Below are 14,982 nucleotides of genomic sequence, written 5' to 3' on the forward strand. Positions count from 1 at the left end.
ATGTAAGAGTAGTTTTAAAACTAGTATGAGGAAACACAAAGAAAAAATTAATAAGATAAACTCATTTTGTACTTTCTATAAGAGTAGCTTAAAAGGCTGCTCTTTTTTATTGAAGGGAGTAAGGATTCGTTACATCCTTCTCAAAATATAAATTACTCATAGCCCAGCTTTACATATTCGCTTTTATAACATATAATAAAAGCGTAAACGAGAGGAGGCGGACTATGAATACACTTAAAGAATATATCCAAGAAAATTTAGTGATAACCAACAAAGAAGCAGAAGAACTTGGATATACTAGGCATAATTTATCAGAATTAACAAAGAGTGGACAGTTGGAAAGATTAAGACCAGGACTATATCAATTAAAAGGAAAAGTAATAGACGATTTTGTTTTAATATCATCAAATAGTAATCGAATTATATTTTCCCATCAAACAGCCCTATATCTACATGACTTATCAGATAGGACCCCAAATGTATTTCATATATCTGTACCTCAAGGCTACAATGCCAGCCATATCAAAAAAAGATATGAGGATCTACAAGTTCACTATGTAAAAAAAGATTTATACGAACTAGGAAAGGCAGAAATAAAATCACCACAAGGCAACCTTATCCCAGTTTATGATATAGATCGAACAATTTGCGATATCATAATCGACAGAGAAAAAATAGATAAACAAATTTTTACAGAAGCAATAAAAAGATACTTTAAATCACCAAATAAAAATCTAAGACGATTAATAAAATACAGCAGACTATTTAAAATAGAAAATGAAATTAGAAAATACATGGAGGTATTATCATGATTAATATCGAGAGTATAAAGGGAAAGATAAGAAGTTTAGCAGAGAAGAAGAATTTGAAATCGCAAGAAGTTTTGCAAATATATTTCTTTGAAAGATTTTTAGAAAGACTATCTAAATCATAATACAAAAATAATTTTGTAATAAAGGGAGGATTCCTCATATCATCCTTAATCGGCATTGAAAATAGAACAACTATGGACATGGACACAACCATAAAAGGCATACCCCTAAAAGAAGAAAAAATAAAAGAAATCGTAGATGAAATTATAAATATAGATGTCGATGATGGAATAAAATTTGAAATAAAAGACATCTCTTATATTAGAGAAGAGGATGAGTACGAGAACTTTAGAATTTCACTAATAGCAAATGTTGGAAAAACTAAAAACACAATGAAACTTGATCTAACAACAGGAGATGCAATAACACCAAGAGAAATAGAATACACCTATCCATGTATCTTTAGCAAAGAAAATATAAAAATAATGGCATACCCATTAGAAACAATTTTAGCTGAAAATACGAAACAATAATCAGAAGAAATATAACAACCACACGAATGAGAGACTTTTAAGACCTATACACCCTCTACAAACTAAAAAAGACCAGATAAACTATAAAGTTTTAAAAGAAGCAGTAGAGAGAACCTCAAACAAAAGAAGAAGTGATGAGATAATGCAAGACTATGAGGAAATAATAGAGTACATAAAAGAAGATTCATACCTGAGATCATTGTGGGAAGTATATCTGAGTGAAAATAAATATATTGGAGATTTAACCTTTGATAAGGTTGTTGATGTAGTGAGAATCGTCTCGAAAACAACAAGTTGATCTAAGTAGACAAAGGATTTTTAGGAAAATAAATATAAAAGAAAAGTTTGATTTAGAAGGTAAAGAGGAGTATTAAAATGATTTTAAAAAAGATGAAAGTCAAAAACTTTAGATTATTAAAAAATTTTGAGTTAAATTTTAAAGATGAATTGTCGCTAGTTATAGGTAAAAATAATTGTGGAAAAACATCATCTATTATTGTTTTAGATAAAATGCTAAATTCATCTAAATTATTTTGGGAAGATATAAATTTAGAATGCCAGAAAGATCTCTATAAAAAAATAATTGGTTTTGATATAACAAAGCTGGATGAAGTTCAATTATTAGAAACTATTAATATGCAATTATTCATTGAGTATAATGATAATGATTCATATGAGAATATTCAAAAATTCATGATGGACTTAAATCCAGATAATAACATAATAGTTTTAGAATTTATTTCGGTAATAGCTGCAAAAAAAATCATAGAATTAAAAAACATTATTAGTGAAAAAAATATTGAAGATTTTAAATCATTTTCCAAATTTATGAGTAAGAATTTTGCAAACTTCTTTGAAACGAAAAAATATTCAAGAGGGTTTGATGTTGAAGCAAACAAAACAACGCAAGATAGATCAGAAGAAATTGATAATAAAGATATTCAAAAAGTCATTAAAGTGGCAGGAATAAGAGCTGATCGAGCGGTTTCTAATGATGATCGTAATCATGTTTTATCAGGTTTAACTGGTAAATATTTCAGTTCTTATAAAGCTGCAAAAGATGAAAGTGAATCGGTATTTACAAGACTTGAAGAAAAATTGGAGGAAGCCGATAAAGAATTATATAAGATTTACAATGGAGAAAAAAGTGAAGGTGAAGAACCCATTGATGGTATTTTTAGTGATGTTATAGATGTTATTAAAACTTATGGTGGTGCAGAAAATGGAATTGATATAGCAATAGAGTCATCTATTTCAGAGAAAAATTTATTGTCAGATAATACAAACTTAAGTTATAGACAAGGGGGAGATTATTCGCTTCCAGAAACATATAATGGATTGGGGTATTTAAATTTAATTGGTATTTTATTTGAGATTGAAACCAATATACAGGAATTGTTTGAACAACCAGCAGATATAAATCTCTTATATATTGAAGAACCTGAAGCACATACACACCCTCAGTTACAGTATATATTTATAAGGAATATTAAATCTCATATCAAAGCACATAGAAATAAGTTGTTGAAAGAAAAGAATAAGCAGTTGCAGATTTTAATCACTTCGCATTCATCACATATAGTTTCTGAATGTAACTTTGATGACATTATATATTTGAAGAAAAACGGGAATACGGTCATAGCTAAGAGCTTTAATTCTTTAAAAGAAGAGTATGGTGGAGATGAACAGAAAGGATTTAAGTTTGTAAAACAATATCTGACAATGAATAGAAGTGAACTATTCTTTGCGGATAAAGCTATTTGTATAGAAGGAGATACCGAACGAATTTTAATGCCAGTGATGATGCATAAAATTGATAATAAAGAAAAGCCAAGAGCAGATATTATACCACTATTATCACAGAATATTTCTATAATAGAAGTTGGAGCGCATTCTCATATATTTATGCCTTTATTTTCCTTTTTAGGAACAAAAGTTTTGTTTGTTACGGATATTGACTCTGTTAAAGCTGAAAAGAAAATAGATAAAAATGGAAAAGAAAGAACTGTATATACGAGTTGTCACCCCGATGAGGGAACACATACAAGTAACGCATCAATAAAAGAATTTTTTAAAGATACTGGAATTGATACATCGAATAATCAATTTAAGGAACTTGTAGGGAAAAATGCTGAGGATAAAATTAAAGATAATATGAGAATGGCCTATCAAATACCAGAATCTTATGGTGAGTATCAAGCGAGTAGTTTTGAAGATGCATTTATAGCACTAAATAAAGACTTTATATTAAAAAACAAAGAAGGGTTTTATCAATATGGAGCTTTAAAAGATTTTTCGAATGATGAAATAGAAAATGGTGATTATTATAATTTTGCTTTGAATAATGTGAAAAAGAAATCGGCATTTGCATCAAGCTTATTGTATTTTGATAATGAGAATGGCGAAGAAGATGAAAAATGGGCAGTTCCACATTATATTGAGGAGGGCTTATTATGGATACGCTAACATTGGAAAAAGAAGTATTAGAAGCTCTTGAATGTATAAAAAATGGTGAAAATTTTATTTTAGAAGGTGGAGCAGGTAGTGGAAAAACATACTCCTTAATTTCCTTAATAAATGCACTCACAGAGGAATTACCAGATATAAAGATAGTATGCATTACATATACAAATAATGCAGTTGCCGAAATTTTATCAAGAATAGAAAATGAAAATATTTGGGTTTCAACAATACATGAGTTTATATGGTCTCTTATCAGAAAATATCAGAATGAAATAAAAAATATTTTAGTTGAGCTTATTAACGATGATAATGAAAAGAACTTTAAAAAGCCAAAAGATTTTTCTGAGGATTTAATTTCTCAAGAATATTTCGAAAATCTTTATGTAGATTATGATGAGTATTATTCTGTAACGGCAAATGAAGAAAATAGAGTGAAAATCAGCCATAATCACATTTTGATTGTTGCAGAGAAAATGTTTGAGAAATATAAAAAAATAGCGGACATTTTAAAGGATATTGCAGATTGTATTTTTGTTGATGAATATCAGGATACAAGTCCTTTAGTTGCTGATATTTTACTAAAGCATCTTGAGCAAAGCGATAAGAAAAATGTAATTGGTTTTTTTGGAGATTCAATGCAGTCTATATATGACGACGGAGTTGGTAATTTAAATCAATATAATTTAACTAAAATAGTAAAGACGCAAAACCGAAGAAATCCAAGAGTTGTAATCGAAGTAGCCAATAAGTTTAGAGATGATGATATTGAGCAAAGACCTTCAGAAGATATAAATGCACCTAATATGGAAAATGGTACTATTAGAGAAGGTAGTATTAAATTTTTATATGGAACTGAAATAAATGATTTTATAAGTGTAAAGGGGAAGAATATTTTTGAATCTTGGGATTTTTCTGATGGAAAACAAACAAAAGAGTTAAGGCTAACACATAAATATAATGCTGAAATGACTGGCTTTAAAGACTTATATGATCTATATAATGCTGATTTGATAACTAAGCTTATAAGTGGGATAAAGAAAAAAATTGATAAGGGAAATTTAGACTGTAATAAGACTTTGGGAGAAATAACGTTAGAGGTAAAACCGACATATAACAAAGTGGAGCTGTTAGATCAAATTAACGGAAATGAAATTTATCAGTCAATATATAGTGTTTTAGAAGATATGTCATGGGAAGAAGCTTACGAAAAATGTAGAATCACTAAGGAATCACTCATGTCATATAAATTAAATGGAATGAGTGGTAGATATGAAGCTAATTCTTATAGAGATAGGATTTTACGCAGATTAGATATATTAGAGGAGATTATTGAATTATATGAGGCTAATAGATTTAATGATTTTCTACGAATAACAAAATTTTCTATTCATAATAGAAATGATAAGATTTGCCTTAAGCAAGCAATTGATTATCTTGTAAGTGAAGATAATCAAACGATAGAAAATGTATTAAAATTTGCGGAAGTAAAAGGGTTACTCAAAGAAGATGAATTGTTTAGTGATTATATTTCAAATAAAGGGTTTTATTTATGGGAGAGAATAAAAAAGATAACATTTAATCAATATAGAAAAAGTGTTTTATATTTAAAAGAATTTTCACCAATTTGTACTCAACATAGTGTTAAAGGTAGTGAATATGACAATGTATTGCTTGTATTAGAGTCTGATTGGAATAAATATGACTTTAGAACATTATTTGGGAAAGGATCTCCGAACTCTAATGTTCAGAAACGTACAAAAAAATTATTTTATGTATGTATAACAAGAGCAAAAAAGAATTTAATAATATATATGCCTACTGATGATTCTGACATATTAGAAAAAGCTAAAGAGTATTTTGGAGAAGAAAATGTTATAGAACTCTCTTCGATTTAATTGAAAAGTAGGTACTATTTCTACTTATGTTTTATGCTGCTTTTTAATATTATTCTATAGAATGAAAAAAGATAATTACTATTTTTATTTTAAGAATACTCTTGCATGAGGGTATTCTTTTTTTATTGTATTTACTAGAATACTATATTTAAGTTCGGAAAGATACTTTTCAAATCATGTAGATTGATTTGAAAAATAAAAACATGATTATATTCATGAAAAATGCAGTATTTGATGTACCTAGTTTTTATTAAAAATGTAGAATTTCTCATCTGATATTTAATGTATTTATAAATTAAATTTTGACTTATATAATAAATTTCATTTTGATTTATTAAGAAGTAGGGAATGAATCTGCCATATTTCTCTTGATAATTTTTCTATCTGATTATTCATAGATTCAATTTCATTTTTGTAAATAACACCAGTTGTATTAGTAGCCTTGGCAATCTGGTTTATATTATTTGTTGCATTTGAAAGTAACCATTGGAGATTCCTAAATGGTTCCAGGTCTACAATATAAATTTCTTTTTCTAATACACATTTTCTAAGAAAGTGGGACATTGTTTTGCAATTTGCAAGTTTCATTTTCTTTTCAAAAATTTCTTTTTCTTCATCTGTTAAATATATTTTTAGTTGATTATTTCTTTTTCTATTATCCATAGTATATCTCCTTATCATAAAATATTGGGATCTTAGGGCTCTCCCTAACAAGGTAAAATTGATAAAAAAAGAAGCAGTCCATAAAGGTTCTGCTTCATCAATTTTTCGTAAGTGGGTACTCACTTACTGTGCTTGCTATTAAAGTTATAAGCGTTAAGCGTTTATTCAATTTTATTGATTATACCGCATTTAAAGAAATTAATAAAGAAGTATAAGCGAAGCTATTGACAATGATTATCAGTGTTGATATAATAATACCGACAACAGTGTCGGTTTGGAGGTTATTTATGAAATGAAAATGGAAGCTGATGAAAGAAAAAAGCAGATTAGACAAGCAGCTATGAAAGTCTTTTTGGATAAGGGATTTAGAAATACAGTTATGAATGACATTATGGAAGCTACTGGGCTTTCTAGAGGTGGTTTGTATCATCATTATGGTTCTACCTATGAAATTTTATACGACATTATGTTAGAAGGAAATAAATACAGAGAGAAGATAATCTATGATGAGATGAATAAAACAAGTCAGGATTTTAGCGAAGTTTTATCTGAGATTATTTTAGAAAAAATGCTATATCAGAGTGACTATGTTTCAATTTATGCAATGTTTTTGCAGGAATTAAATCATGACGATAAGTTAAAAGACTTATATAAGAAACTAAAAAAATCATCATCTGATAGTATTCTAATGTTATTTGATGAAGATGTAAGGGGTGAATTAAGTGAAGCTATCGAATTAATAACTGATTTGATTAACACATTTATTCTAGGTTGTGAAGTTCTAAATGCAAGAGAAAATTTTGTGAAGAACAAACTTGCATTAAAAAAAATGATAGGAATTATCTTAGATAATAATGCTAAGTAAATCTTAGGGTTTACTCAGAAAGAAAAAATATATCTTAAATTGGAGGTTTATATGAAATTAAAAGATGTCGTACAAGTTACAATTTTTACAGTAGTGGCGTTTATATTAAACATGGCTGTATCAACAGCTACAGGAATGTTAGGAACTTTATCCTTATATATAGCGGCAGGATTTTCTTCCTTTGTAGTAGCTCCGCCATTTATAATTATGGCTAAAAAATTACAAAAAAGAGGAATAGCTTTTATATTTTTCATGTTGCTGGGTGTATTTTATGCTTTAAGTGGATATTGGCCAATGCTTATAGTAAATGCCATCGCAGCTATTGTAGCAGAATTAATTATAGGTAACTATAAAAATGATAATAGAGTTGCTTTAGCATTATCTGCTGGAATGTTTGTTATTTCAATGCACGCAATGACATTTGTAAGATTACTTGGACCAGAAAAAATTGTTGAAGTTTTTAGCGTATTTACAAAAGAACAGGCTGCCTTTATGGATGCCTTTTTTACACCAAAGGCAATGCTAATCTCAATAGGCATTAATATCGTTTTGGTATTAATAGCAGGAAGATTTGGATTATATATAAATAATAAGTTTTTTAAAAAGAGTAAAAAATCAGGAATATTGTAATGGAAAACATAAGGAGAGATGACAACTGTCTTGTAAATCCTATAATCTTATTTGTTTTAATTTTAGCGTTTTCGATTATATTATTTATAACAGATGATATTGGCTACTATATTATGATAGGAATATCAATGTTTCTAACCTTAACTTTTTCCTTAAAACAATTTATTAAACAACTAGCAACAGTTCTTATCTTGTTAATTGTTGGCAAAACATTAACTATTATAGACTTAGGAATAGGTGGAAATGCAATTTTAGGTCTTGTAGAAATCGTATTAAAACTCTTTCCGATATTTATTATTGGCGGTATTCTTGTGAATACATCACCACTTAAAATGATGAGTTCACTTAAGTTTTTACACATTCCAAATGTGTTTGCTCTAAGCATAGTGATAGGAATGAAGTTTATATCAGAGATGGGGTTAAGGATTAAAGAAATAAAGAATGGCATGAAGGTAAGGGGGCTAAGATTAAGTCCCCTCCATCCTGTTAGGTCTTTTGAACTTTACTTCATCCCTCTTATCTATAAATGTTTGCAAGTGAGTGAAACTTTGACTTCATCTATTATATCTAAAGGAGCAGAATATAGAGGGGAAAGGACCAATTATCATAAAATAACTTTTAAATTTTTTGATATCGTATTCTTACTTTTAGCTATTTTCTTATTGTGGAGGTCAATATGAATGTAATAGAAGCTGATATTAAAAAATTCTCTTATGATGGAAATGATAAGGTGATTTTAAAAGATATAGAGCTAAATATTAAAGAAGGGGAACTTGTTGTTATAAGTGGTTTATCTGGTTGTGGAAAAACTACTCTAACAAGAATATTAAATGGTTTAATTCCGAATCATTATCAAGGACAATTATATGGACAAGTATCTATTTTAGGAAAAAATATTTCGCAATATAAAAATGGAGAATTGGCAAAATATATAGGAAATGTTTTTCAAAATCCAACAGATCAGTTTTTCGCAAATATTGTTGAGGATGAGCTTGCCTTTGTTGGAGAAAATTTAGGAATGGAGCTTTCAGGATTAAAGAAAAGAGTTGATGACTCTTTGAGTGTGATGGGAATTGAAAATTTAAAATATAGAAATATCAATTCTTTATCAGGTGGACAAAAGCAAAAAGTTGCTATCTCATCTACTCTTGTTTATGATACTAAAATAATTTTCTTTGATGAACCATCATCAAATTTAGACTATAGGGGAATAGTCGAACTTAAAAATATTCTTGAACAATTAAAATCCTTAGGAAAAACGATAATAATATCTGAGCATAGATTGTTCTATTTAAATGATTTATATGATCGTTTTCTGTATATGAAAGATGGTAAAATCGAAAAAGTCTTTAAAAAAGGTGAATTAACAGAAGAGGATTGTAAAAATTACTCTTTAAGAACAACTAACTATAATTTTTTGCTATCTGAAAATATTGATAATTCCCAAAATGTAGTTGAGGATATAAGAGGAGTTGGTATTTCTATTGGTAAAAAAGAATTAATAAAAAATTTAAATATAAGCTTATATGAAAATGAGATAATGGCGATTATAGGTAAAAATGGAGTAGGTAAAACGACTCTTGCAAGATCTTTAGCTGGTTTATTAAACTTTAAAGGCAAGACAAGCTTTGGGAGAAATAAAAAAGAAAGATTAAGAAACTCTTATTATATGATGCAAGATGTAGAATACCAAATATTTTTTGATACGGTGGAAAATGAGCTTTTACAAAAAGATAGAATTAATGACGTTGGATATTTAAATAGACTTAGAAACGAATTAAAACATATTGACCTTTGGGAAAATAGGTATGACCATCCACAAAATCTATCTGGTGGACAAAAACAAAGACTTGCACTATTAACTGCTTGTTTAAGTGGTAGAAAACTAATAATTCTTGATGAACCTACGTCAGGTTTAGATTACAAGAGAATGAATGATATTTCTGAAATAATAAAAAGATATTCAAAAATATATCCTTTTGCCATAATAACTCATGATATAGAACTTATTTTTAAAGTTTGTAATTCTGTGTTAATGCTTGAAGAAGATGGATATAAGAAAGTATATGTTCAAGGACATGAAAAAGATATTTTGAAATTTATTAAAGATGGACTGATTGTGTAAGGAGTTGATTTTTTGAAACAAGATATGAAAGAACAATTATTAACAAAAAGACCTATAGATTTACTTTTTCAATTATCTATCCCTGCTGTAATAGGAATGATAGTAATAGGTCTTTATCCACTAATGGATGGAATTTTTGCAGGAAATATTATAGGACAAACTGCAATGACAGCTTGTGGTGTAGCTATGCCACTTACCTTTTTTAATAGTGGAGTATCTACACTCATAGGTGTAGGTTCAGCATCAGTTTTATCAAGAGCTATAGGAAAGGGTGACCAAAAAACAGTTGATAAAATTATGGGGAATTTAATCTTTTGGGTTATTCTATTCTCATCAATTATTACAATAGGCGGAATTTTACTTGCACCACATTTTTTAGATATGGTTGGAGCAAGTGGAGAAATTAAAGAATATGGTATCAGATATTTACGAGTAATTTTCATTGGTTCTTTATTTGTAAACTTTACTCAATCAGCAAACATGGTTATGCGTGGAGAAGGATTAATGAAAAAAGCAATGCTCATTATGGGGCTAGGGGCTTTTTTAAACATAATTCTTGATCCAATTCTAATGAAATTAATGGGAAGATACGCAATAGAAGGGGCTGCACTTGCAACTATTACAGCACAATTTGTTCAAGCGATAATAACACTCCATTACTTCAAATATAAAAGTAAAGCAGTAAAAATAAATAAAATCAAACCTGATCAGGAAATAAAAAAAGAAATGTTTGGCGTAGGGTCATCTGCTATGATGATGCAAATTTTATTTATGATTCAACAAACAATGCTATATAAAATGTCATTTAAATATGGAGGAGATACAAATGCTATCTTAATGGCAGCAACTTTAAGAATATATGCCTTTTCCTTTATTCCACTTTGGGGAATGAGTCAAGGCTTGCAACCTGTTGTTGGTACAAACTTTGGAGCAAAAAGATATGACAGGGTAAAGGAGGCAATGAAGGTATTCTCCATTGGAGGACTTGTTCTTGCAGCCATATTTTGGCTACCAGTCTTATTATTTTCAAAAAACATCCTTTCCCTATTTGGAGTAGAAGAAAGTATTATAACTCAGGGAGTAGGAAACTTTAGACTATTTTATTCTATATTTATCTTATATGGAGTAATGGTTATGTCTATAACATTCTTCCAAGCAATAGGAAATGCTAAAAAGGCAGGCATAATCGTCATGCTAAGACAATTATTTTTATTCGTTCCTGCCATGATTATTCTACCAATGACATTTGGAGTTAAGGCAGTATGGTTTGCTGAACCTCTTGTAGATTTAATTATGATTTTAGCTGGAATAGCAATGATGATTGGAGAGCTTAATAGAATGCCCTCTGAAATAAAAAAAATATAATAAACTATTTAAAAATATTACTAAAGGAGGTTTTAAAGTGAATTTAGTAAAAGAATATGTAAATAAAAGAAAAGGCTCATATTTTATGTCAATCTTACTGGCAATAATTGGAGTAGTGGCTGGGCTTTTTTCTTATATATACATGGCGAAAATTATTGTAAATTTGATTAATGGCGTAAGCGATACGAGTTTATATACTTCACTTTGTATAAGTATTTTAATAACATTTGTTATTAAAGAAGTGGCAGCAGGAATATCAACAAGTATTTCCCATACCGCAACTTTTAACTCATTAGGAGAAATCAGAAATGATATTTCTAAGAAACTTTTCAAGATGCCATTGGGAGATNGTATTTTAATAACATTTGTTATTAAAGAAGTGGCAGCAGGAATATCAACAAGTATTTCCCATACCGCAACTTTTAACTCATTAGGAGAAATCAGAAATGATATTTCTAAGAAACTTTTCAAGATGCCATTGGGAGATGTTCTTTCAAGATCATCTGGAGAATTAAAAAATATTATAGTTGAGCAAGTTGATTCTATGGAAACTTCACTTGCCCACCTAGTGCCAGAATTTACGGCAAATTTAGTAGGACCTATTCTATTATTTATTTATATGTTTACCTTAGATTGGCGATTGACCTTGCTATCACTAATTCCATTTGTGGTGGGAATGGCTACCATGATGTCTGTTATGAATGCTCATTATAAGGAAATGTTTGGAAAGTCAGTTGCCATTGGTCAACATATGAATAATTCCATTGTTGAGTATATAAATGGGATAGAAGTAATAAAGACCTTTAATCAAAGCGAATCATCTTATAAAAAATATGCGGATAGCGTTTATGACAATGCAAGCTTTTATTATAACTGGATGGGTGAATCTATGAATAGGGTTGCCATAGGAAGACTCTTATCTCCTATGGGAATTATTACAATCATACCTTTTGGGATTTTATTTTATATAAAGGGAAGTATTGATTTAGGAAATTTAATTACCTTAATCGTCTTATCCTTTGCTACGGTTTCTAGCATTTTAAAAATCATGAACTATATGGATGATATGTCAAGAATATCAACTATAACTTCTGAAATAGGAAAAATTTTAGATTCAAAAGAGTTAGAAAATATTGACAAGGGAGAAAAAATAGAATCCTATAATATAGAACTTCAAGACGTAGACTTTTCTTACGATGGAAAAAAGAAAGTCATTGATAATCTTTCTATGGAAATAAAAGAATCTAATGTTTCAGCACTCGTTGGTCCTTCTGGGTCAGGTAAGTCCACAATAGCAAAACTTATTGCTGGATTTTGGAATGTAGATAAGGGATCTATTAAAATTGGCGGAGTAGAAACAAAAGATGTGTCGCTCGAAAACTTGTCTTCACTTATTTCTTTTGTATCCCAAGACAATTTCCTATTTGATATGACTATAAAGGAAAATATTAGGCTTGGAAATAAGAATGCCTCTGACGAAGAAATTATAGATGTATGTAAAAAATCTGCCTGCCATGATTTTATTATGAATCTATCTAATGGTTATGATACAAGAGTTGGCGAAGGTGGAGGTCATCTATCTGGAGGAGAAAGACAAAGAATATCTATTGCTCGTGCCATGCTAAAGAATGCACCAATCGTAATTTTAGATGAAGCAACTTCTTATATAGATCCTGAAAATGAAGCTCTCATACAAAACGCCTTGGCAAATCTAGTTAAGGGTAAAACTTTAATCATAATCGCTCATAGGTTAAAGACAATTGTTGATGCAGATAGGATATTTGTTATTAAAGATGGCAAATTAAATTCTTATGGTACTCATGAAGAACTATTAAATTCATCAGAACTTTATAAGGAAATGTATGCTGCAAATTTAAGGGGTGATGAAAATGCTTAATGTGTTTAAAAAGATATGGAATTTTTCAAAAGAAGAACAGGTAAATATTAAGAAATCCATTCTCGCTGGATTTTTGCACGCAGTATTTAATGCCCTTGAGTTTGGTGCAATTTACTATATGCTAGTAAATATATTCTCTAAAACTTTAGACTATAAGGCAATCTTTATTTGTCTCGGCATATTAGTAATATCTCTTGTTGGCAAAATTATGACACTAAAAATTTCACAGATGGCACAAACACACGCTGGATATTTTATGGCAGCCCATAAGAGAATAGAAATAGGAGAAAAAATTAAAAGAGTTCCTATGGGTTTCTTTTCAAGCTTTTCACTTGGAAGATTAACTACAATTGCCACATCTTCACTTTCCCAAGCAGAAATGTGGGTGCCTATGCTTTTGGTTCTTGTACTTGGTGGAGTTTTAAATACTTTAGTCTTTGTCCTTGGAACTTTAATATTTAATGTAAAGGTAGGGCTTGTTGCAGTGGTGGGTGTAATAGTATTCTTTATAGTAACATCAATGATGGAGAAAAAATCATCAGCTAATGCAGATAAAATGACAGAAACACAAACAAGACTTACAAAAGAAGTATTGGCAACTTTACAAGGTATGCAGGTTATAAAATCCTATAATCTTGGTGGAGAAAATAACAGGGCTTTGAGAAAGTCTATAAAAGATACATCAAGAATACTCTTAGACCTAGAAAAATCTGTTGCACCATACACAGTTATTCAAAGAATTGTAATGGGAATAACAACAGTAGCTATGGTCTATGTATCTCTAAAATTAAATTTATCTGGTGAACTTCCGCTTGCCGAAACAATTCTTATGATTATGGCATCCTTTATAATCTTTGAAGGACTAATCGGTGCAGGATCAAACATGGCAATCCTAAGAGCTTGCGAAAATGCTATAGATTCAGTTGGCTTTATAGACTCAATGCCTGATATGAAAGAAGGAGAAGTTTCAGAGTCTATACGAAATCACGATATAGTCTTTAAAGATGTTTCTTTTTCTTATGATGACAGACCAATTTTAAAAAATGTATCAGCAGAGATAAAAGAAAATACTATGACTGCTATTGTTGGTCCATCTGGATCTGGTAAAACAACATTTTGTAATCTCATAGCGAGATTTTGGGATGTAAATTCTGGCGAGATTTTAATTGGTGGAAAAAATATAAAAGACTATAAGATAGAAAACTTAATGAATTCTATTTCAATGGTCTTTCAGGATGTATACCTATTTGAAGATACAATTGAAAATAATATAAAATTTGGAAAACAAAATGCGAGCCATGAAGAAGTAGTTCAAGCTGCAAAAAAAGCAAGATGTCATGAATTCATAGAAGCTTTACCAGAAGGATATGACACTATTATTGGGGAAGGTGGAGCAAGCCTATCTGGTGGAGAAAAACAAAGAATCTCCATAGCCAGAGCCATGCTAAAAGATGCAGATATAATTATCTTTGATGAAGCCACAGCAAGTATAGATCCAGAAAATGAAGATAAACTTAAAGAAGCAATAGAATCATTAACAAAAAACAAAACAGTAATTATGATTGCCCACAGACTAAAAACCATAAGAAATGCAGATCAAATCTTAGTCTTAAAAGATGGAGAGATAGTAGAACGTGGAAATCATGAAGAACTGATTAAGAATGATGGACTTTATTCTGACCTTATAAATGCAAAAGCTAAGGCGGAATCATGGAAATTAAATAACTGATAGAA

The 14,982-nt window shown here is 29.6% G+C and carries 11 protein-coding genes and 1 pseudogene; 11 read left to right on the top strand and 1 reads right to left on the bottom strand.

Annotated features, from left to right (window positions below; all coding sequences use genetic code 11):
* Positions 1–224: 224 nt before the first annotated feature.
* The 4 genes and pseudogenes from C8269_RS01420 to C8269_RS01435 all read left to right on the top strand — a co-directional run bounded on the left by C8269_RS01420 (position 225) and on the right by C8269_RS01435 (position 5,703).
* Positions 225–812 (top strand): type IV toxin-antitoxin system AbiEi family antitoxin domain-containing protein, encoded by a 588-nt coding sequence (locus tag C8269_RS01420; RefSeq protein WP_106460079.1) that lies wholly within the window; start codon positions 225–227, stop codon positions 810–812.
* Positions 809–1,643: pseudogene (locus C8269_RS01425) on the top strand (nucleotidyl transferase AbiEii/AbiGii toxin family protein). The gene C8269_RS01420 and the pseudogene C8269_RS01425 overlap by 4 nt, the downstream one beginning before the upstream one ends.
* Before the next feature lie 77 nt (positions 1,644–1,720).
* Complete coding sequence (locus tag C8269_RS01430; protein ID WP_015777630.1) at positions 1,721–3,811, top strand: ATP-dependent nuclease; 2,091 nt, start codon at positions 1,721–1,723, stop codon at positions 3,809–3,811.
* Complete coding sequence (locus C8269_RS01435; RefSeq protein ID WP_106460080.1) at positions 3,799–5,703, top strand: UvrD-helicase domain-containing protein; 1,905 nt, start codon at positions 3,799–3,801, stop codon at positions 5,701–5,703. Before C8269_RS01430 ends, C8269_RS01435 begins: the two co-directional genes overlap by 13 nt.
* 321 nt (positions 5,704–6,024) lie before the next feature.
* Here the strand turns inward: C8269_RS01435 and C8269_RS01440 are convergent, their stop codons facing one another.
* Entirely contained in the window at positions 6,025–6,366 is a 342-nt protein-coding gene (locus tag C8269_RS01440) for a plasmid mobilization protein (protein ID WP_106460081.1), read from the bottom strand.
* A gap of 292 nt (positions 6,367–6,658) precedes the next feature.
* Between C8269_RS01440 and C8269_RS01445 the strand changes: the two genes are divergently transcribed.
* The 7 genes from C8269_RS01445 to C8269_RS01475 all read left to right on the top strand — a co-directional run bounded on the left by C8269_RS01445 (position 6,659) and on the right by C8269_RS01475 (position 14,977).
* On the top strand, positions 6,659–7,231 hold the full coding sequence (locus C8269_RS01445; RefSeq protein ID WP_106460082.1) for a TetR/AcrR family transcriptional regulator: 573 nt from the start codon (positions 6,659–6,661) through the stop codon (positions 7,229–7,231).
* 51 nt (positions 7,232–7,282) lie between these two features.
* Positions 7,283–7,861, top strand: a complete 579-nt coding sequence (locus tag C8269_RS01450; protein WP_106460083.1) for an MptD family putative ECF transporter S component — start codon at positions 7,283–7,285, stop codon at positions 7,859–7,861.
* The gene (locus tag C8269_RS01455; protein ID WP_012291072.1) at positions 7,861–8,541 is read left to right on the top strand and encodes an energy-coupling factor transporter transmembrane component T family protein; all 681 of its coding nucleotides are present in this window, start codon (positions 7,861–7,863) and stop codon (positions 8,539–8,541) included. Before C8269_RS01450 ends, C8269_RS01455 begins: the two co-directional genes overlap by 1 nt.
* Complete coding sequence (locus tag C8269_RS01460) at positions 8,538–9,986, top strand: ABC transporter ATP-binding protein (protein WP_106460084.1); 1,449 nt, start codon at positions 8,538–8,540, stop codon at positions 9,984–9,986. The genes C8269_RS01455 and C8269_RS01460 overlap by 4 nt, the downstream gene beginning before the upstream one ends.
* A 12-nt stretch (positions 9,987–9,998) precedes the next feature.
* Positions 9,999–11,351: an MATE family efflux transporter gene (locus C8269_RS01465; RefSeq protein WP_106460085.1), complete on the top strand. Its 1,353-nt coding sequence runs from the start codon at positions 9,999–10,001 to the stop codon at positions 11,349–11,351.
* A 37-nt stretch (positions 11,352–11,388) separates the two neighbouring features.
* Entirely contained in the window at positions 11,389–13,248 is a 1,860-nt protein-coding gene (locus C8269_RS01470) for an ABC transporter ATP-binding protein (protein WP_442778132.1), read from the top strand.
* Positions 13,241–14,977 carry an ABC transporter ATP-binding protein gene (locus C8269_RS01475; protein ID WP_106460086.1) on the top strand — a complete coding sequence of 579 codons (1,737 nt, stop codon included), beginning with the start codon at positions 13,241–13,243 and terminating at the stop codon, positions 14,975–14,977. The genes C8269_RS01470 and C8269_RS01475 overlap by 8 nt, the downstream gene beginning before the upstream one ends.
* The last annotated feature ends 5 nt before the right edge of the window (positions 14,978–14,982 follow it).

This window comes from Anaerococcus sp. Marseille-P3915 (genome assembly GCF_900258475.1).
Lineage (GTDB): Bacteria > Bacillota > Clostridia > Tissierellales > Peptoniphilaceae > Anaerococcus > Anaerococcus kampingae.

Bases quoted from the DNA above. Each gene is read 5' to 3' on its own strand.
- C8269_RS01455 (WP_012291072.1), top strand. From the start codon at position 7,861: ATGGAAAACATAAGGAGAGATGACAACTGTCTTGTAAATCCTATAATC.
- C8269_RS01440 (WP_106460081.1), bottom strand. From the start codon at position 6,366: ATGGATAATAGAAAAAGAAATAATCAACTAAAAATATATTTAACAGAT.
- C8269_RS01450 (WP_106460083.1), top strand. From the start codon at position 7,283: ATGAAATTAAAAGATGTCGTACAAGTTACAATTTTTACAGTAGTGGCG.
- C8269_RS01475 (WP_106460086.1), top strand. From the start codon at position 13,241: ATGCTTAATGTGTTTAAAAAGATATGGAATTTTTCAAAAGAAGAACAG.
- C8269_RS01420 (WP_106460079.1), top strand. From the start codon at position 225: ATGAATACACTTAAAGAATATATCCAAGAAAATTTAGTGATAACCAAC.
- C8269_RS01460 (WP_106460084.1), top strand. From the start codon at position 8,538: ATGAATGTAATAGAAGCTGATATTAAAAAATTCTCTTATGATGGAAAT.
- C8269_RS01445 (WP_106460082.1), top strand. From the start codon at position 6,659: ATGAAAATGGAAGCTGATGAAAGAAAAAAGCAGATTAGACAAGCAGCT.
- C8269_RS01435 (WP_106460080.1), top strand. From the start codon at position 3,799: ATGGATACGCTAACATTGGAAAAAGAAGTATTAGAAGCTCTTGAATGT.
- C8269_RS01430 (WP_015777630.1), top strand. From the start codon at position 1,721: ATGATTTTAAAAAAGATGAAAGTCAAAAACTTTAGATTATTAAAAAAT.